14 protein-coding genes are annotated in these 18,276 nt (G+C 70.3%); 5 read left to right on the forward strand and 9 right to left on the reverse strand.

All coding sequences use genetic code 11. From position 1 onward, the window contains the following. The first annotated feature begins 133 nt into the window (after nt 1–133). From SMIR_RS02645 to SMIR_RS02665, 5 genes are all read left to right on the forward strand, one after another. On the forward strand, nt 134–1,819 hold the full coding sequence (locus tag SMIR_RS02645) for a thiamine pyrophosphate-binding protein (RefSeq protein WP_168497614.1): 1,686 nt from the start codon (nt 134–136) through the stop codon (nt 1,817–1,819). A gap of 10 nt (nt 1,820–1,829) precedes the next feature. Further along, the gene (gene frc / locus SMIR_RS02650; RefSeq protein WP_168497612.1) at nt 1,830–3,080 is read left to right on the forward strand and encodes a formyl-CoA transferase; all 1,251 of its coding nucleotides are present in this window, start codon (nt 1,830–1,832) and stop codon (nt 3,078–3,080) included. A gap of 3 nt (nt 3,081–3,083) precedes the next feature. Next, a complete protein-coding gene (locus tag SMIR_RS02655) occupies nt 3,084–5,228 on the forward strand; it encodes an acetate--CoA ligase family protein (protein ID WP_212726399.1) in 2,145 nt (714 codons plus the stop codon). Nucleotides 5,229–5,352: 124 nt separating this feature from the next. After that, nucleotides 5,353–6,741 carry an OFA family MFS transporter gene (locus SMIR_RS02660; protein ID WP_097287090.1) on the forward strand — a complete coding sequence of 463 codons (1,389 nt, stop codon included), beginning with the start codon at nt 5,353–5,355 and terminating at the stop codon, nt 6,739–6,741. 1 nt (nt 6,742) lies between these two features. After that, nucleotides 6,743–8,146: an OFA family MFS transporter gene (locus tag SMIR_RS02665; protein ID WP_168497607.1), complete on the forward strand. Its 1,404-nt coding sequence runs from the start codon at nt 6,743–6,745 to the stop codon at nt 8,144–8,146. 121 nt (nt 8,147–8,267) lie between these two features. Here the strand turns inward: SMIR_RS02665 and SMIR_RS02670 are convergent, their stop codons facing one another. From SMIR_RS02670 to SMIR_RS02710, 9 genes are all read right to left on the reverse strand, one after another. After that, entirely contained in the window at nt 8,268–9,434 is a 1,167-nt protein-coding gene (locus SMIR_RS02670) for a sugar phosphate isomerase/epimerase family protein (protein WP_212726400.1), read from the reverse strand. 176 nt (nt 9,435–9,610) lie between these two features. After that, nucleotides 9,611–11,011 (reverse strand): alkaline phosphatase family protein, encoded by a 1,401-nt coding sequence (locus tag SMIR_RS02675; protein ID WP_212726401.1) that lies wholly within the window; start codon nt 11,009–11,011, stop codon nt 9,611–9,613. Then, entirely contained in the window at nt 11,008–12,177 is a 1,170-nt protein-coding gene (gene eboE / locus SMIR_RS02680; protein WP_212726402.1) for a metabolite traffic protein EboE, read from the reverse strand. The genes SMIR_RS02675 and eboE overlap by 4 nt, the downstream gene beginning before the upstream one ends. Before the next feature lie 3 nt (nt 12,178–12,180). Continuing rightward, the gene (locus tag SMIR_RS02685) at nt 12,181–13,029 is read right to left on the reverse strand and encodes a TatD family hydrolase (protein WP_212726403.1); all 849 of its coding nucleotides are present in this window, start codon (nt 13,027–13,029) and stop codon (nt 12,181–12,183) included. Next, on the reverse strand, nt 13,029–13,733 hold the full coding sequence (locus tag SMIR_RS02690; RefSeq protein ID WP_168497597.1) for an EboA domain-containing protein: 705 nt from the start codon (nt 13,731–13,733) through the stop codon (nt 13,029–13,031). Before SMIR_RS02690 ends, SMIR_RS02685 begins: the two co-directional genes overlap by 1 nt. Next, a complete protein-coding gene (locus SMIR_RS02695; protein ID WP_212726404.1) occupies nt 13,730–14,671 on the reverse strand; it encodes a sugar phosphate isomerase/epimerase family protein in 942 nt (313 codons plus the stop codon). Before SMIR_RS02695 ends, SMIR_RS02690 begins: the two co-directional genes overlap by 4 nt. Further along, entirely contained in the window at nt 14,668–15,675 is a 1,008-nt protein-coding gene (locus SMIR_RS02700) for an SCO3242 family prenyltransferase (protein ID WP_212726405.1), read from the reverse strand. Before SMIR_RS02700 ends, SMIR_RS02695 begins: the two co-directional genes overlap by 4 nt. Beyond that, entirely contained in the window at nt 15,672–16,805 is a 1,134-nt protein-coding gene (locus SMIR_RS02705; protein ID WP_212728260.1) for an inositol-3-phosphate synthase, read from the reverse strand. The genes SMIR_RS02700 and SMIR_RS02705 overlap by 4 nt, the downstream gene beginning before the upstream one ends. A 119-nt stretch (nt 16,806–16,924) precedes the next feature. Then, nucleotides 16,925–18,268, reverse strand: coding sequence for a ThuA domain-containing protein (locus SMIR_RS02710; RefSeq protein WP_212726406.1), 1,344 nt, complete (start codon nt 18,266–18,268; stop codon nt 16,925–16,927). Nucleotides 18,269–18,276 lie beyond the last annotated feature (8 nt).

The raw sequence follows: 18,276 nt of genomic DNA on the forward strand, positions 1-18,276 counted from the left end.
CTCGGAAAATGCCGCACGCCCCCTGGACACCACCCACCGGATGCGGGATAACAAGCTTCATACAGTATTCGTCGACTGTATGCAATGTACCGCGAGAGCGTTCCAACCCCCTACGAAGGGACAGGACTTCGCCATGCCCGACGACATCAGCCAGGACTCCATCTCCGGTGGGCATCTGGTCGCCAAGGCACTCAAAGCAGAAGGTGTGGAGGTCATCTACACCCTGTGCGGCGGCCACATCATCGACATCTACGACGGCTGCGTCGACGAAGGCATAGAGGTCGTCGACGTCCGTCACGAACAGGTCGCCGCCCACGCCGCCGACGGCTACGCACGCATCACCGGCAAGCCCGGATGCGCCGTCGTCACGGCGGGTCCCGGTACGACCGACGCCGTGACCGGCGTCGCGAACGCCTTCCGCGCCGAGTCCCCGATGCTGCTCATCGGCGGCCAGGGGGCGCACACCCAGCACAAGATGGGGTCCCTGCAGGACCTGCCGCACGTCGACATGATGACGCCGATCACCAAGTTCGCGGCGACGGTGCCGGACACGGCGCGCGCCGCCGACATGGTGTCGATGGCGTTCCGGGAGTGCTTCCACGGCGCGCCCGGCCCCTCCTTCCTGGAGATCCCGCGCGATGTCCTGGACGCCAAGGTGCCGGTGGAGAAGGCCCGGATCCCGGCCGCCGGCCACTACCGGGCCTCGACCCGCTCGGCCGGTGACCCCGAGGCGATCGAGAAGCTCGCCGACCTCCTCGTCCACGCCGAGAAGCCCGCGATCCTGCTGGGCAGCCAGGTGTGGACGACGCGCGGCACCGCGTCCGCCATCGAACTCGTCCGCACCCTCAACATCCCGGCGTACATGAACGGCGCCGGGCGCGGCACGCTGCCGCCCGGGGACCCGCACCACTTCCAGCTCTCGCGCCGGTACGCCTTCTCCAACGCCGATGTCATCGTCATCGTGGGTACGCCCTTCGACTTCCGCATGGGCTACGGCAAGCGGCTCTCCCCGGACGCGACCGTCGTGCAGATCGACCTCGACTACCGGACCGTCGGCAAGAACAGGGACATCGACCTCGGAATCGTCGGCGACGCGGGTCTTATCCTGAAGTCGGTCACCGAAGCGGCTTCCGGGCGCCTCAATGGAGGCGCGTCCAAGCGCAAGGAGTGGCTGGACGAACTGCGGGCCGCCGAGCAGACGGCCATCGAGAAGCGGCTGCCCAGCCTGAAGTCGGACGCCTCGCCGATCCACCCGTACCGCCTGGTCAGCGAGATCAACGACTTCCTCACCGAGGACTCGATCTACATCGGGGACGGCGGCGACATCGTCACCTTCTCCGGGCAGGTCGTCCAGCCCAAGTCCCCCGGGCACTGGATGGACCCGGGCCCGCTCGGCACGCTCGGCGTCGGCGTCCCGTTCGTGCTCGCGGCCAAGCAGGCACGGCCCGACAAGGAGGTCGTCGCCCTCTTCGGGGACGGCGCCTTCTCCCTCACCGGCTGGGACTTCGAGACCCTCGTCCGCTACAACCTCCCCTTCGTCGGCATCGTCGGCAACAACTCCTCCATGAACCAGATCCGTTACGGCCAGGCCCAGAAGTACGGCCTGGAGCGCGAGCGGGTCGGCAACACCCTCGGCGACGTCCACTACGACAAGTTCGCGCAGCTGCTGGGCGGTTACGGCGAGGAGGTCCGCGATCCCGCCGACATCGGCCCGGCGCTCCAGCGCGCTCGGGAGTCGGGCAAGCCGTCGCTGATCAACGTCTGGGTCGACCCGGACGCGTACGCCCCCGGAACCATGAACCAGACGATGTACAAGTGAGGTGCCCCCGATGACCCCGATCGCAGGAACGTCGACCAAGGCTCTCGAAGGTGTCCGTGTCCTCGACATGACGCACGTCCAGTCGGGTCCGTCGGCCACGCAGCTGCTGGCCTGGCTGGGCGCTGACGTCGTCAAGCTGGAGGCGCCGACCGGTGACATCACCCGCAAGCAACTGCGCGACCTCCCCGACGTCGACTCCCTCTACTTCACGATGCTCAACTGCAACAAGCGGAGCATCACCCTCAACACCAAGACCGAGCGCGGCAAGGAGATCCTCACCGAGCTGATCCGGCGCTCCGACGTCATGGTCGAGAACTTCGGACCGGGTGCGGTCGACCGCATGGGCTTCACCTGGGACCGCATCCAGGAGATCAATCCGCGGATCGTCTATGCCTCCATCAAGGGGTTCGGGGACGGCCCGTACACCAACTTCAAGGCGTACGAGGTCGTCGCGCAGGCCATGGGCGGGTCGATGTCGACCACCGGTTTCGAGGACGGGCCGCCGCTGGCGACGGGAGCCCAGATCGGCGACTCGGGCACGGGCGTGCACGCCGTGGCGGGGATTCTCGCGGCGCTGTACCAGCGGGAGAACACCGGGCGCGGGCAGCGGGTCAACGTGGCCATGCAGCATGCCGTGCTCAACCTCTGCCGGGTGAAGTTGCGCGATCAGCAGCGACTGACACATGGCCCGCTCGCTGAATATCCCAACGACGACTTCGGCGTCGAGGTTCCCCGCTCCGGCAACGCGTCCGGCGGCGGCCAGCCGGGCTGGGCGGTCAAGTGCGCGCCGGGCGGCCCCAACGACTACGTGTACGTCATCGTGCAGCCCGTCGGCTGGAAGCCGATCACCGAGCTCATCGGCCGGCCGGAGCTGGCGGACGACCCCGAGTGGGCGACCCCGGAGGCCCGGCTGCCCCAGCTCACCAAGATGTTCCAGCTCATCGAGGAATGGTCGGCGGCGCTCCCCAAGTGGGAGGTGCTGGAGAAGCTCAACGCGCACAACATCCCGTGCGGCCCGATCCTGTCCACCAAAGAGATCATCGAGGACGAGTCGCTGGTCGCCAACGAGATGGTCGTGTCGGTGCCGCATCCCGAGCGGGGCGAGTTCGTGACCGTGGGCAGCCCTCTGAAGCTCTCCGACTCCCCCGTGGACGTGACCAGTTCGCCGCTGCTCGGCGAGCACAACGAAGAGGTCTACATCGGCGAGCTCGGCCTCGGCGACGAGGAGCTGCGCCTGCTCAAGTCGAACGGAGTGATCTGAGTGATGGCCGAAGACCGGGTGCTGAGGGTGCGCACGCTGCTCGACGCCGTGCGGGCCGAGGGGCGGACCGCGCTCACCGCGCCCGAGGGAAAGGTGATCGCCGACGCGTACGCGATCGCCGTACCGGGCGAGGAACTGGCGACGGACGTCGACGAGGCGGTGGCGTACGCGGCGCGCTTCGGCGGGCCCGTCGTGATGAAGATCGTCTCGCCGGACATCCTGCACAAGACCGACGCCGGCGGTGTGATCGTGGGCGTGGAGGGCGCGGCGGACGTACGCGCCGCCTTCCACAAGATCGTCGATAACGCGCGGTCCTACGACCCGCGGGCCCGCATAGAAGGCATCCAGGTCCAGGAACTGCTCCCCCAGGGACAGGAGGTCATCGTCGGCGCGGTGACCGACCCGACGTTCGGGAAGGTCGTCGCCTTCGGGCTCGGCGGGGTGCTGGTGGAGGTCCTGAAGGACGTCACCTTCCGGCTCGCCCCCGTGGACGCCGACGAGGCGCTGTCGATGCTGGACTCGATCAGGGCGGCCGAGATCCTGCGCGGGGTGCGCGGCGCGCCGCCGGTGGACCGGTGGGCGATCGCCGAGCAGATCCGCCGGGTCTCCGAACTCGTCGCGGACTTCCCCGAGATCGCCGAGGTGGACCTCAACCCGGTGATCGCCACTCCGGAGGGCGCGGTCGCCGCCGACATCCGTGTGATCCTCGCGGACTCGGTCCCCAAGGAGCGGCGCAAGTACACGCGCGAGGAGATCCTCACGTCGATGCGGCGGCTGATGGAGCCCTCCTCCGTGGCCGTGATCGGCGCCTCCAACGAGCAGGGCAAGATCGGGAACTCGGTCATGCGCAACCTCGTCGACGGCGGCTTCTCCGGCGAGATCCATCCGGTGAACCCCAAGGCCGATGACATTCAGGGCCGCAAGGCGTACAAGAGTGTCACCGACGTTCCCGGTGAGGTGGATGTGGCGGTCTTCGCGATCCCCGCCAAGTTCGTGGCCTCGGCCCTGGAGGAGGTGGGACGCAAGGGGATCCCCAACGCCGTACTGATCCCCTCCGGGTTCGCGGAGACCGGCGAGCACGAACTCCAGGACGAGATCGTGGCCATCGCCGAGCGGCACGGCATCCGGCTGCTCGGGCCGAACATCTACGGCTACTACTCGACGTGGCAGGACCTGTGTGCCACGTTCTGCACCCCGTACGACGTGAAGGGCGGCGTCGCGCTCACCTCGCAGTCCGGTGGCATAGGAATGGCCATCCTGGGCTTCGCGCGCACTACGAAGACGGGTGTTTCCGCGATCGTCGGGCTCGGCAACAAGTCGGACCTCGACGAGGACGACCTGCTCACCTGGTTCGGTGAGGACCCGCACACCGAGTGCATCGCGATGCATCTGGAGGACCTGAAGGACGGCCGCGCCTTCGTGGCGGCGGCGCGCGCGACGGTCCCGAAGAAGCCGGTCGTCGTCCTGAAGGCGGGGCGTACGGCCGCCGGGGCGAAGGCCGCCGGCTCGCACACGGGCGCGCTCGCGGGCGACGACGCCGTGTACGAGGACATCCTGAAGCAGGCCGGCGTCATCCGGGCCCCCGGGCTGAACGAAATGCTGGAGTACGCGCGCGCGTTGCCGGTGCTTCCCACCCCCAAGGGGGACAACGTCGTCATCATCACGGGCGCGGGCGGCAGTGGTGTGCTCCTGTCCGACGCGGTGACGGACAACGGCCTGTCCCTGATGGAGATCCCGCCGGACCTGGACGCGTCCTTCAGGGCCTTCATCCCGCCCTTCGGGGCCGCGGGCAACCCGGTGGACATCACCGGGGGCGAGCCTCCGTCGACGTACGAGGCGACGATCCGGCTGGGCCTGGAGGACCCGCGCATCCACGCCCTTGTCCTCGGCTACTGGCACACCATCGTGACCCCGCCCATGGTCTTCGCCGAGCTCACCGCGCGCGTGGTGGCCGAATTCCGTGAGCGCGGCGTCGAGAAGCCCGTGGTGGCGTCGCTCGCGGGTGATGTCGAGGTCGAGGAGGCCTGCCAGTACCTGTACGAGCGGGGGGTCGTGGCGTACCCGTACACGACGGAGAAGCCGGTGGCCGTGCTCGGCGCGAAGTATCGCTGGGCGCGGGCGGCGGGCCTGTTGGGGGGCGGTTCATGAGGTGAACCAGAGCGGGGGCGGCCGACGGTGCGCGTCGGCCGCCCCCAGGACCCGTGCGCACACGAAAGGCATTTGGACAGGGGGCGCTGGCCAGAGCTTTCGACGCAAGGGGTGCTGAACCGACATGACAACCACCGACCTATCGACATCCGTCCCCTACAGGGAGGTGACGGATCGCAACGGCCGCCTGTACCGCATCGGTGAGACCGATCGGGACATCATGGGGCGACCACGCTGGACCATGGTGCTCTTCCCCTGGATGGGGATGCTGGGCATCAGCTCCTCGGAGTACGCGTTCACCTCCGCCGAGGACACCCTGCACGACGCCCATCTCTGGGGCAGTGGGCACATCTTCTGGCTGATGGGCGTCTGGATCTTCTTCCAGGCCGCCGTCGCCTTCCCCGCCGGGCAACTGCGGGAGAGCGGACGGCTGCCCGCGCGGTACGCCATGATGCTCGGCGCGCTGGGCACGGTCCTGGGGTACCTCTCCCTGGCGTTCGCGCCGCATGTGACCGTCGCGTACATCGGCTTCGGCATGTTCAGCGGCATCGGCGCCGGCCTGGTCTACGCGACCTGCGTGAACATGGTCGGCAAGTGGTATCCGGAGCGCAAGGGCGGCAAGACGGGCCTGGTCAACGGCGGTTTCGCCTACGGCTCGGTGCCCTTCGTCTTCCTGTTCACCTCGTACATGGACCTCGGGAACTACCAGGGCGTCCTGGTGACGGTGGGCCTGGTCTGCTGTGCCGTGGTCGCCTTCGCGGGCTGGTTCTTCAAGGACCCGCCCAAGGGCTGGTGGCCCCCGCACGTGGACCCGCTGAAGGTGTCCGACGACCCGAGGATCCGCCGGGCGCTGGAGAAGAACCCGCCCGCCGTGAAGCAGTACACCCCCAAGGAGGCCGCCCGTACGCCCGTTCTTTGGATGATGTGGTTCTGTCTGCTGTGCACCGCCGGGATCAACATCTTCGGCATCGCCTTCCAGGTGCCGTTCGGCAAGGACATGGGATTCGCGGGCGGGATCGTGGCCACCGCGATGTCCCTGAAGGCGATCGTCAACGGCACAGGACGCGGCGTGATCGGCTGGATCTCCGACCGCTTCGGACGCCGCAACACGCTGATCATCGTCTGTCTGGTGCTGGGCTCCGCCCAGTTCGGGGTGCTGGTCTCCGGCCAGATGGGCAGCATGCCGTTCTTCCTGTTCTGCTCCATGGTCTCCGGATTCGGCGGCGGCGCGATCTTCCCGCTGTTCGCGGCCATGACGGCGGACTACTTCGGCGAGAACAACAACGCGTCCAACTACGGAATGGTCTACAGCTCGAAGCTGATCTCGGGCCTCGTGGGCTCGGGCATGGGCGCGGTCGTCGTCGGCGCGTGGGACTACCACGGGGCCTTCGTACTCGCGGGCTCCATCGGCCTCGCCTCCGCCGTGCTGGCGCTGTTCCTCAAATCACCGGGCCGGCCGAAGGCCCGCAGCATCGTCCCCAACCCGCAACCGCTCGGCGAGGAGATGGCGTGACATGACGACAGAACCCATCGCCACCCAGGGCGCGTCGGCCACCGCCGGCGCCTCGAACCGCTCGTACCGCGAAGTCACCGACGCCCGGGGCCGCGTCTACCGGATCGGTGAGACGGACCGCGACATCCTGGGCCACTCCCGCAAGTTCATGGTGTACCTGCCGTGGATCGCCATGATGGCCATCAGCGTCTTCGAATACGCGTACGGCTCGGCCGAGGACACCCTGTCCCATGCCCACGGCTGGACGCAGAGCAACACCTTCTGGATATTGAGCGTCTGGGTCTTCTTCCAGGCCGGCATAGCCTTCCCGGCCGGCTGGCTGCGAGAGCGGGGCATTCTCACCGCCCGCAGGGCCATGTACATCGGCGCGGTCATGTGTGTGATCGGCTTCCTGGCCCTCTCGCACCTGAGCAACGTGCTCCTGGCCATCCTGGGCTTCGGCGTCATCGGCGGCCTCGGCTCCGGCCTGGTCTACGCGACCTGCATCAACATGGTCGGCAAGTGGTTCCCCGAGCGCCGGGGCGCGCGGACCGGGTTCGTCAACGGCGGATTCGCGTACGGCTCCCTGCCGTTCATCTTCATCTTCAACTACGCGTTCGACACCGGGAACTACCACCGCGTCCTGGACCTCATCGGCTGCTACGTGCTGATCGTCGTGCTGTCCTGCGCGTTCTTCTTCAAGGACCCGCCGAAGAACTGGTGGCCCGCGGACATCGACCCGCTGACGTACGGCGGCAACGGCAAGACCGCCGCCGCCCTCGCGAAGAACCCTCCCGCGGTGAAGCAGTACACGCCCAAGGAGGCCATCAGGACGGGTGTGCTACCCCTGATGTGGATCACGCTGGTCATGACCGCGGGCGTGTCGATCTTCGGGATCTCCTTCCAGGTCGACTTCGCCAAGGAGGTGGGCTTCGGCCCGCTGGTGGCGGCGTCCTCCATGGGCATCATGGCCGTCATCAACGGCATCGGCCGGGCCGCGGTGGGCTGGCTGTCCGACACCTGGGGCCGCAAGCTGACCCTGGTGTTCGTCATCGTCGTGCTGGGACTCGCGCAGTTCGGCGTGATCTGGGCCGGTGACATCAAGAGCGAGTGGCTGTTCCTGTTCTTCGCCTTCCTCTCCGGGTTCGGCGGCGGCGCGTTCTACCCGATGTTCGCGGCCCTGACCCCGGACTACTTCGGCGAGAACTACAACGCCACCAACTACGGCCTGGTGTACAGCGGCAAGCTGGTCAGTGGCCTGTTCGGCGGCGGTCTCGGCTCGATGGTGGTCGCGGCCTGGGGCTACAACGGCGCCTACGCGCTGGCCGGCGGTATCTCGATGCTGGCGGCGGCGATCGCGTTGCTGCTGAAGCAGCCGGGGCTCGACAGCGAGGTACGCACTCCTCAGCCGCAGCCCGCGAGCTGAGAGGTCTCCTGGTCAACGGAACGAAAGGTTTTCCTCCCGGCACAGAGCACGGAGCACAGATCGGGCGGCCCTCCCCACGTGGCGCGTTGTGGGGAGGGCCGCCCGGTGCACTGCCTAGAAGCTAGTGACGCCGCCTGCGGAGGGCCGCGAGGTTGTCGTAGCCGATCTTCGCGTGCGTGAGTGACTGCCCGGGGTCCGTGGCGCTCGGGGCGTTGTCCTGCTCGACCATCGGGTTGTGGTAGTTCCGGTCACCGACGCGCGAGAAGAACGTGGTGTAGTCGATGACGCCGGTGCCGAACGGCACCATGTCGTAGCCCATGCCGTTCGTCGTGTTGACGACGCCGTCCTTGGCGTGGAAGAGCGGGTAGCGCTTGTTGTTGCGGACCACGAGCCCGGCGGGATCGAACACGTTCTCCCGGGTGGAGCCGTCGTGGGCCGTGTACGTGTGGAACTTGTACTGGGCCACGTGCGCCCAGAAGATGTCCATCTCCAGCCAGACCACCTTCGGGTCGGTGATCTTCAGGAAGTACTCCAGCTTGCGGATGCCGGAGCTGCGGGTCGGGTTGCCCTGCGCGTCCAGCGGGCCCCCGTCGAGCAGGAAGCCGTACGCCGCGTCGTGGTTGTGGGTGTACAGCTTGATGCCCTCGCGGCGGGCGATCTCCCCGAGCGCGTTCCACTTGTCGGCGGCCACGTCCCAGTCGGCGCGGTAGGCACTGCCGGTGGGGTCGCCACCGGTGCCCATGTGCGCCATGCCGAGGATGTTGGCGATCTCCAGGTGCTTCTTGAAGGTGTCCAGATCGGCCGTGGTGAGAGGCCAGGACGGAGGTATGAAGCCGTGGTTGCCCTGCGCCCGCAGCCCGTACGCGTCGAGCCAGGAACGCAGCAGCTTGGCGCCCTGTACGGACTCCAGGCTCGCGCCGCCGGGAGCGTTGGCGTGCTGGCCGTATCCGGCGAACTCCACCTGGCGGTAGCCGAAGCGCGAGAGCTGCTTGAAGACCTCGCGGAAACCGGAGGGCAGGTCGCTGGCGAGCGGGTCGCGGCCCGTGGCGTCCCGGACGGTGTAGAGGATGATGCCGCGCTTGTTCGCGGGGACGAGGACGTCACCGCCGTGGTCGTGGCCCAGGCCTCTGCCCCGGTCCTGGGCGAGGGCTGGTGAGGCGCCGAGGACGGGTGCGGCGATCGCCGCGGTCGCGACGGCGGTGCAGGTGCTGAGGAAGCGGCGGCGATGGATGCCGAGAGTGCGGCGCAGGGCGTCGCCGGCGGCGGATTCGTCGTTGAACGCGGTCACGGTTTCTCTCTTTCGGATCGGTGTGCGGCGGTGTCGGGTGCCGGGTGGTCCGCTGCTCGTGCGCAGGTCAGAGGCGTGCGAAGCGCTCGCCGGACGCGTTGTCAGTGGCGCGTGCTTCACTTTGCGTAGTTGCTCGTGACGGGTCGTGACTGGTGGTCGTGGCTCCTACGGCCTGGTCATGCGAGTCCGGCCAGATCGAGCAGCAGGGATTTCACTTCGGTGGCCGCGATGCGGCCGGGAGCGGTGTGGGGGGTGGAGCAGATGAGGAGCGGACCTTCGTCGTCGCTCGTGGGAAGGCGGCCGTGGCTGCCGCGAATAGGTGAGGGGTCCAGCGGCACGACCGCCATGCGGTAGCGCAGGCCGAGCTTCTTGCGTGCCAGTGCCGTGGCCGCCTTCACCTTGACGTAGGGGTCGAGGGGATCCATGAAGAGTTCGACCGGGTCGTAGCCGGGTTTGCGGTGGATCTCGACGAGCTGCGCGAAGTCGGGCGCGCGGGCGTCGTCGAGCCAGTAGTAGTACGTGAACCAGGCGTCCGGCTCCGCGACGGCGACGAGTTCGCCGGAGCGCGGATGGTCGAGGCGATGGGTCTTCTTGCCCTCGTCGTCGAGGAGCCGCTCGATGCCGGGCAGGTCGGCGAGGGCTGCCTTGGTGGCCTCCAGGTCCTCGGGACGGCGCACGTAGACATGGGCGATCTGGTGGTCGGCGACCGCGAACGCTCGGGACGCCATCGGGTCGAGGTACTCCATGCCGTCCTGCGTGTGCACTTCGAGGAGTCCGGCGTGGCGCAGGGCGCGGTTGATGTCGACGGGGCGGTCCGCGCGGGTGATGCCGTACTCGGAGAGCGCGACGACGGTGCGGCCTTCCGCCTTCGCGTCGTCGAGGAGGGGGGCCATGGCCGCGTCGAGGTCCGCGGCCGCCTGGAGGGAGCGCGGGTCGTCGGGGCCGAAGCGCTGGAGGTCGTAGTCGAGGTGAGGGAGGTAGCAGAGGGTCAGGTCCGGCCGGCGGGTGCGGTTGATGTGGCGGGTCGCGTCGATGATCCAGCGGCTGGAGACGAGGTCGGCGCCGGGGCCCCAGAAGTGGAACAGGGGGAACGTGCCGAATTTCTGAATGAGTTCGTCGTGCAGGGCCGGGGGCCTGGTGTAGCAGTCGGGTTCCTTGCGGCCGTCGGCGTAGTAGACGGGACGGGGAGTGACGGTGATGTCGGTGTCGGCGCCCATGGCGTACCACCAGCAGATATTGGCGACCGTGTAGCCGGGATGCGCGCGTCGGGCGGCGTCCCACAGCTTGTCGCCGGACACCAGGCCGTTGTGCTGCCGCCACAGCAGTACGTCGCCCAGCTCGCGGAAGTACCAGCCGTTGCCGACGATGCCGTGCTCGGACGGATGGGTCCCGGTGAGGAAGGTGGACTGGGCGGCGCAGGTGACGGCGGGCAGGACGGTGCCGAGCGGGGCGCGGAAGCCGGACTGGCCGAGGGCCTTGAGGTGGGGCATGTGGTCGAGGAGACGGGGGGTGAGGCCGACGACGTCAAGGACGAGGAGCGGAGTGGGACCGGCCGGCTCCTGTGGTGATGGGGTCACGGCAGCTCCTTGAGGCCGAGGTCCGTCAACAGGTCTCGGGCGAGGGTGAGTTCGGCGGCGATGCCGTCGGCGAGCTGGGCGCGGGCACGGGGGCGCAGCTCCGGCGGGAGGGCCTGCCAGGTGTAGGTCTCGACCTCCAGATGGTGGGTGAGGGGGTGCGGGCCGCCGACGAGGTGGGTCAGTGCGGCTCGCAGGACGGGGAGTGTGGAGGTGAGGGGTGCGGCGGGGGCCGCGTGCAGCGGGACGTGGAAGTGGGCGCGCCACGGGGAGGCGTCGGGCAGGGCGTCACCGGCGAGGGCCTCGCCGAGGTCGTCGGTGCCGCGCAGGCCCGCGGCGGTGAGGGTGCGGGTCTGGTGCAGGAAGCGGGGTTCGTCGAAGGCGGCGAGGGCCGCGCGGACTTCGGGGAGATGGGGGTGTTCGGCGTGCAGGGCGGCTGAGAGCTGGGATTTGACGATCGGGACGCGGGCCTGTGTGAGCGCGTCCAGGGCGGTGTGCGGGTCTTCGAAGGAGGTGGCGAGATGGCAGGTGTCGACGCAGATGCCGATGCGGTCGTGACCGATCGCGGTGAGTGGGGCGAGAGCGTCGCCGGTGGTCTCGACGGTGCAACCGGGTTCCGGTTCCAGGCCGATGCGCAGGGAGCGGCCGGTGAGTTCGTGGAGGGCGTCGAGGCGTTCGGCGAGCGTGGTCAGCGCGGTGTGCGCCGCCGTCGCCCGCTCCTGGTCGTATGCGGTGCGCCAGGCGAGGGGCAGGGTGGAGATGCTGCCTTCGGTGACATCGTCGGGCAGGAGCTGGGCGAGGACTCGGGCCAGGTCGGTGGTGTGGGCGAGGCGTTCGGGGTCGGCCCAGTCCGGCTGGTAGACGCGGTACTTGACCTCTTCGGCGCCGAAGCCTTCATAGGGGAAGCCGTTGAGGGTGACGACTTCGAGGCCGCGGCGTTCGAGTTCGGTGCGCAGGCCGCGCAGCGCGGAGGGGTCGGTGACGAGGGCGTGGGCGGCGTCCCTGGCCAGCCACAGACCGATGCCGAGGCGGTCGCGGCCGAGGCGGCGGCGGACGGGTTCGCAGTGGTCGCGGAGTTGGGCGAGGACGCCGTCGAGGGTTTCGGCCGGGTGGACGTTGGTGCAGTAGGCGAGGTGGACGGTGGAGCCGTCGGGGTGGCGGAAGCGCATCGCTCACTCCCCGCCGCGCAGGATGGAGTTGCCTTCGTGGGTGACGTCGGGGGTGGTGACGTCGAGGTTCAACCGTCCGCTGAGGCCGTAGAAGGCGACGGGGTTGCGCCACAGCACCCGGTCGACGTCGTCGTCGGTGAAACCGGCGGCCAGCAGGGCGTCGGCGACGCGGCGGGTCTTGAGGGGGTCGCTTCTTCCCCAGTCCGCGGCCGAGTTGACCAGCACCCGCTCCGGCCCGTACTCCGTCAGGACGGCGACCATGCGTTCCTCGTCCATCTTGGTGTCGGGATAGACGGAGAAGCCCAGCCAGCAGCCGCTGTCCTTGGCCTCCTTGACGGTTTTCTCGTTGAGGTGGTCGACCAGGACGCGGTCCGGGGACAGCGCGGACTCCCGGACGACGTCGAGGGTGCGGCGCAGGCCGGCCTGCTTGTCGCGGTGCGGAGTGTGGACGAGCGCGGGGAGCCCGTGGTCGGCGGCGAGCTGCAACTGGGCGGCGAGGGCGGTGTCCTCGGCGGGGGTCATCGAGTCGTAGCCGATCTCGCCCACGGCTACCACCTGGTCCTTGACGAGATAGCGGGGCAGCTCGTCGAGGACGGGGACGCAGCGGGGGTCGTTCGCCTCCTTGGGGTTGAGGGCGAGCGCGCAGTGGTGGGCGATGCCGTACTGGGCGGCGCGGAAGGGTTCCCAGCCGAGGAGGGAGTCGAAGTAGTCGAGGAAGGAGGCGACCGAGGTGCGGGGCTGGCCGAGCCAGAAGGAGGGCTCGACGAGGGCGCGGACACCGGCGGTGTGCATGGCCTCGTAGTCGTCGGTGGTCCGTGACGTCATGTGGATGTGGGGGTCGAAGATGCGCATCAGGACTCCTTGCCGGATGTGCGGGAGGTACCGCACGGGCCTGCGGGGGCGGCGGTGGGCTCGGTCAGGGCCAGCACGCGGTGCAGGTCCTCGGGGACGGGACGGTCCGCGGCGGTGCGTTCGCGCGCGTAGTCGCCGAGCATCCGTGCGAGTTCGGCGTCCTCGTGGGCGCGCGGCGCCAGGTCGGCCACGACGTCCACGGGTACGCCGGTGAACAGGCACTTGAGGACGGCGTGCCGCCAGGTGTGGGCGTCCAGGTGGCGGGCGGCGTACGGGCCGAGGGCGGCGGCGACGAGCCGGGTGTCGTTGGTGCGCAGGGCGTCCTCGACGAGGGGCAGCGCGTCGGGGCCGGGCACGAGGTGGGGCAGGGCGCGCAGGACGGCCCGGCGTTCGGCGGCCGTGCCCTGCCGGTAGACGCGGGCGAGTGCGTCCGGGTCGGCGCGGGCGGCGTGCAGGAGAAGCACGCGGGCGGCGTCGGCGTGCTCGGGGCCGCAGCGGCGGCCCGCCTCTGCGATGCGCAACTCCCAGACGGAGATGGGTCCGTGGGAGCCGGGGTGGTCGGCGGCCTCGTCGAGGGCCTGGTCCAGCCAGACGCGGGCGGCCGGGGCGAGGGAGGTGTTCAGGCGGGCGTGCAGGGCGGCGAGGGCGGGTTCGGCCGGGTGGCTGGCCGTGCTGCCGTGGGGTGCGTGCGGGTGGTGGTTCACGGGGTGCTCCCTTCGGCGCCGTCGGGGATCGCCCGGGCCGCGCGGTGGAGGAACGGGAGGGACCGTGCGGCGAAGTGGGGGCCCGCATGGGAGTGGCGGGGCAGTTCGACGACAGTCAGCGCCTGGTAACCGGTGGCGGCCAGGGCTTCGAGTACGGGCGGGAAGTCGATCTCACCGTCCCCGAACGGGAGGTGTTCGTGGTGCCCGCGGCGCATGTCCTCGATCTGGACGTGCCGCAGCCAGGGGGCGGCGGCGCGGACGCAGTCGACGGGAGACAGGGCTTCCAGGCACTGGCAGTGGCCGATGTCGAGGGTGAGGCCGAGGGCGGGCGGGTCGCCGAGGATGCGGCGCAGGTGGTGGAAGTCGGCGAGGGTGGCGAGCAGATGACCGGGTTCGGGTTCGACGGCGAGCGAGATGCCGGCGTGGGTGGCCGCGTCCAGTACGGGGGTGAGGGCCTCGGCAAGGCGCTTCCAAGCGGTGTCCTCGGCTGTGTCGGCCGGGTTGGCTGGGTTGGCCGGGAGTACGCCGCTGAAGCAGTGGACGGCGTGGGCGCCGAGGTCGGCGGCGATCCGGACGGCGCGGATGAGCAGGTCGACGCGGCGGGCCCGGTCGGCAGGGTCCGGGTCGAGGAGCGAGGGGCCGTGCTTGCGGCGCGGGTCGAGGACATAGCGGGCGCCGGTTTCGACGGTGACGCCGAGTCCGAGGGTGTCCAGCCTGCGGGCCACCTTCCGGGTGCGGGCGGCGACGTCCGGGGCCAGGGGGTCCAGGTGCATGTGGTCGAGGGTCAGGCCGACGCCGTCGTAGCCGAGGTCCGCGAGGAGGGCGAGGGCGTCGTCGAGGCGGAGGTCGGCGAGACCGTTGGTGCCGTAGCCGAAACGGAGGGGGTGGGCGTTCGTGGCGTGAGGCCGAGGGTTCGTGCGGCGGGGGGCCGGGGTCATGTGACGCTCACCTTCCTCGCGAATCTGCGGGCCGCCGGGGCGAGGGCGGCCGTGAGAAGGGCGGAGGCGAGGGCGCCGGAGCGGGCCGCGAGGGCGGCCTGGAGGGGGATCATGGCGCGGATTCCGCCACCGACCGCTCGCTGGGTGAGCGGGGGTGAGGGGTTGAGGGTGGCGTGGAGGAGGGGGCGACCCGAGGTGGTGACGAAGGCGGCGGCGAGGGCGGTGCGCAGGGCGTCCGCGGGGAGGGGCCGGGAGGGGGCCTCGCCCGGGGCCCCCGGGGTCCTCGTCAACCTCCAGGCGAGCGTGCCCGTCGTGATGAGCGCGGCGAGCGGTCCGAGCGGCGAACCGCCCCGGGTCTCACCGCGGGACACCGTGGTCACCGCAAGGGTGTGGGTGGCCAGGGTCAGGGCGGCGGGCAGGGCGGGACGGGCGCTGCCGCCGGTGGCCGTCGCGCCGAGGAGCAGGTCCAGGCCGCGCGCGGTGGCCATCGCCGCCGGCCCGGCGGGGGTTCGCTTGAGCGCGAGGTCGTACGCCCAGACGGTGGCCGCGAGGGGGGCCGCGACGGCGAGGGCGGGGCGTCCGGCGCGTGCTGCCAGGGCCAGGCCCATCACCGTGAGGGCGCCTGCGGCGACGAGAGCCGCGGACGGTCGGACGCGTCCGGAGGGCAGCGGGCGGTGTGGGCGTTCGAGGGCGTCCTCGGTCTGGTCGGCCCAGTCGTTGAGGGCCATGCCCGCCTCGTACAGACAGAGGGAGGAGGCGATGGCGAGCAAGGTGCGGGGGTTCGGGCGGGTGCCGGTGGAAGCGGCGCCGGCGAGGGCGTCGCCCGGGACGGTGAACAGGGCGGGCAGGCGGAGGAGTTCGGCCCAAGCCCTGGCCCCGGCCCCGGGCCCTGGCCCTGGCCCTGGCCCTGCCCAGGCTTCGGCCCCTGCCGTCGTCCTCGCTCGTGGGCTCTGCGGCGGGCTCGTCGTGATCGGTCGGTCCGGCCTGGGCGAGCGCGGCGTCATCGGGTCTCCCCGGGGAGTGCGCGGAGCCGTTGCGCGAGCCCCGCCAGGGCCGCGTACTGCTCACCCAGCGCCGCGGGCCCATCGCCCACCGGGTCCTTGAAGTAGAAGCCGAGTTCGCTCAGGGGACCGGAGAGTCCGGCCTCGTGCGCGCGGGACACCAGGCGGGCGAGATCGAGGACCAGGGGCGCCGCCAGTGCGGAGTCGCAGCCCTGCCAGGTGGTCTGCAGGATCATCCGGGTGCCGAGGAAGCCGTCGAAGGCGATGTGGTCCCAGGCGGTCTTCCAGTCGCCGAGGGCCGGTACGTCGTCGATGTGCACCTCGCCCTGCGGGGACCCGCCCAGGGTGTCCGCGAGGACCCGTTCCTTGCCGACGTTCTTGGCCGCGGCGGCGGCCGGGTCGGCGAGGGCGGCGCCGTCGCCGCCGCCGAGCAGGTTGGTGCCGGACCAGGCGCGAACCGCCAGCGCGCGCTGCGCGAACATCGGGCCGAGCACCGACCGCAGCAGGGTCTGGCCCGTCTTGCCGTCGCGGCCGGCGTACGGGAGGCCGCCGGCGCGTGCCGTCGAGGCCAGCGCCGGGTGGTGCAGGCCGGTGGACGGGGTGAAGTTCACGTAGGGGCAGCCGGCCGCCAGCGCTGCCGCCGCGTACAGCGAGCTCGGAGGCAGGGCGGAGCCCACGGGTGCGGGTTCGGTGGAGGCCACGTTCAGCACGACCGCACGGGTCAGGTCCCGTCGTCGTACGAAGTCGCGCAGGTCGGCCGCGAAGGCGTCCACGAGTTCGGAGTCGTCCCGTGTGTCGCCGGGGGCAGGGCCGCCGGGGCGGATCTCCGCGTCGGCGGCCTCCAGTTCGGCCGCGATCGCCGAGGGGAGGCCGGATGGCAGCACACCACCGGCGGCCAGGGCCTCGGCTCGTTTCGGCAGTGGGCAGTTCACGGTGTCGTGGCCGCCGAAGACGAGGGAGGACAGGGTGGGCAGGCCGCACTCGGCGAAGAGGGATGTCTCGGTGACCATGCCCGTCGGGGGGTGCAGGCCGGCGGTGAGGGCCGCGCAGCCCGCGATGACGGTGGTGGCGACGGAGCCGCGGGCTCCGATCAGCCACACCCCCACCCGAGGTTCGGAAAGGGACGCGGGCATGGGGGACATGGGCAGCCTCCTTGTCGTACGTCAGCCACACAGGAGATGAGGAGAGAGGAGAGAGATGCGCGGCGGGCGAGACGGCGGGCGGGGGTCCGGCGTCCCCCGCCCGCCGCCGGTCAGTCGCCCTTCGTGGGCAGTTCCTTGATCCGGACGTCGCGGAAGGACACCTGGTCGTCGGCTCCGTGGTTCTGGAGGCCGATGTGTCCGTCGCGCAGGCTTCGTACCGGATCGGTGTTGGTGAAATCGTTGATCTTCACGCCGTTGAGCCAGACGCGGAGGCGCTCGCCCTCCACGCGGATCTCGTACGTGTTCCACTCCCCCGGCGGGTTCAGCGCACGGTCGCGCTTCTTCAGGTCGGCGGACTGGAAGCTGTACACGGCCCCGGTGGTGCGGTCGGGGGCGTCGGTCGCGTCGATCTGGATCTCGTAGCCCTTGTCGACGGCCGACCAGGGGTCGTCGGACTCCGGAAACCCGACGAACACTCCGGAGTTGTCGTCCCCGGCCACCCGCCAGTCCAGCTTCAGCGAGTACGAGCCGAACTCTGAACCGGCGTACCAGAGCATCCCCAGGCCGCCGTGCGACGTCAGCGTCCCGTCGTCGCTCAGCGAGAACGAGCCCGGGCCCGCCTGTTTCCACGCCGTCAGCGACTCGGTCGTGCCGTCGAAGAGCGGTCGGTAGCCGTTCTCCGGGCGGCAGTCGGCCTGGGCGGCGCCGATGGCGTACCGGATGCCGCCCAGCAGGTGCTGCCGGAAGGCGGGTTCGGCGTACGACTCCTTGGTGTGGCCGCCCCCGGTGTAGAAGGCGCGGCCGCCCCGGTACTCCTGGCACCAGGCGATCGGATGGTCGCCGCTCATCGTGCCGCCGGTGTACGAGGACTCGTCGAGCGAGGCGAGGACGTGGGCCCGGTCGCGCGGATCGGAGCGGTAGTTGTACCACTCGTCCGTGCGCTCCCAGGATCTCGGGAGCCCCGAGGTCGCCGGGTGGGAGCGGTCCTCGACGGTGACCGTCGCGGGCTGGATCGCGGGGTGCGACTGGAAGTACGCGCCCGCGAGGCCGCCGTAGAAGGCCCAGTCGTACTCGGTGTCGGCGGCCGCGTGGATGCCCACATAGCCGCCGCCCCGCTTGATGTACCGCTCGAAGGCGGACTGTTGGGTGGTGTCGAGGACGTCACCGGTCGTCGAGAGGAACACGACGGCGTCGTACCGCGCCAGGTTGCGTGCGGTGAAGGCGCCTGCGTCCTCCGTGGCGTCGACCGCGAAGCCGCCCGTGGCCCCGATCTCCCGTACGGCCGCGATCCCCTCGGGGATCGAGTCGTGCCGGAAGCCCGCGGTCTTCGAGAAGACCAGGACCCGACTCCTGTCGGCACCGTCCGCGCCCTTCGACGCCGCCGGTCCCGACACACAGCCGAGCAACAGGCCGGCAGCGGCACCCACGGTCAGCATGCGTATCGATGTGCGCATGACCGTCG

This window comes from Streptomyces mirabilis (assembly GCF_018310535.1).
Classification (GTDB): domain Bacteria; phylum Actinomycetota; class Actinomycetes; order Streptomycetales; family Streptomycetaceae; genus Streptomyces.

What these genes read in the sequence shown, in the direction of transcription:
- SMIR_RS02665 (WP_168497607.1), top strand. Translation starts at nt 6,743, where the DNA reads ATGACGACAGAACCCATCGCCACCCAGGGCGCGTCGGCCACCGCCGGC.
- SMIR_RS02685 (WP_212726403.1), bottom strand. Translation starts at nt 13,029, where the DNA reads ATGCGCATCTTCGACCCCCACATCCACATGACGTCACGGACCACCGAC.
- SMIR_RS02705 (WP_212728260.1), bottom strand. Translation starts at nt 16,805, where the DNA reads ATGCCCGCGTCCCTTTCCGAACCTCGGGTGGGGGTGTGGCTGATCGGA.
- SMIR_RS02655 (WP_212726399.1), top strand. Translation starts at nt 3,084, where the DNA reads ATGGCCGAAGACCGGGTGCTGAGGGTGCGCACGCTGCTCGACGCCGTG.
- SMIR_RS02700 (WP_212726405.1), bottom strand. Translation starts at nt 15,675, where the DNA reads ATGACGCCGCGCTCGCCCAGGCCGGACCGACCGATCACGACGAGCCCG.
- eboE (WP_212726402.1), bottom strand. Translation starts at nt 12,177, where the DNA reads ATGCGCTTCCGCCACCCCGACGGCTCCACCGTCCACCTCGCCTACTGC.
- SMIR_RS02695 (WP_212726404.1), bottom strand. Translation starts at nt 14,671, where the DNA reads ATGACCCCGGCCCCCCGCCGCACGAACCCTCGGCCTCACGCCACGAAC.
- SMIR_RS02660 (WP_097287090.1), top strand. Translation starts at nt 5,353, where the DNA reads ATGACAACCACCGACCTATCGACATCCGTCCCCTACAGGGAGGTGACG.
- SMIR_RS02710 (WP_212726406.1), bottom strand. Translation starts at nt 18,268, where the DNA reads ATGCGCACATCGATACGCATGCTGACCGTGGGTGCCGCTGCCGGCCTG.
- SMIR_RS02645 (WP_168497614.1), top strand. Translation starts at nt 134, where the DNA reads ATGCCCGACGACATCAGCCAGGACTCCATCTCCGGTGGGCATCTGGTC.
- frc (WP_168497612.1), top strand. Translation starts at nt 1,830, where the DNA reads ATGACCCCGATCGCAGGAACGTCGACCAAGGCTCTCGAAGGTGTCCGT.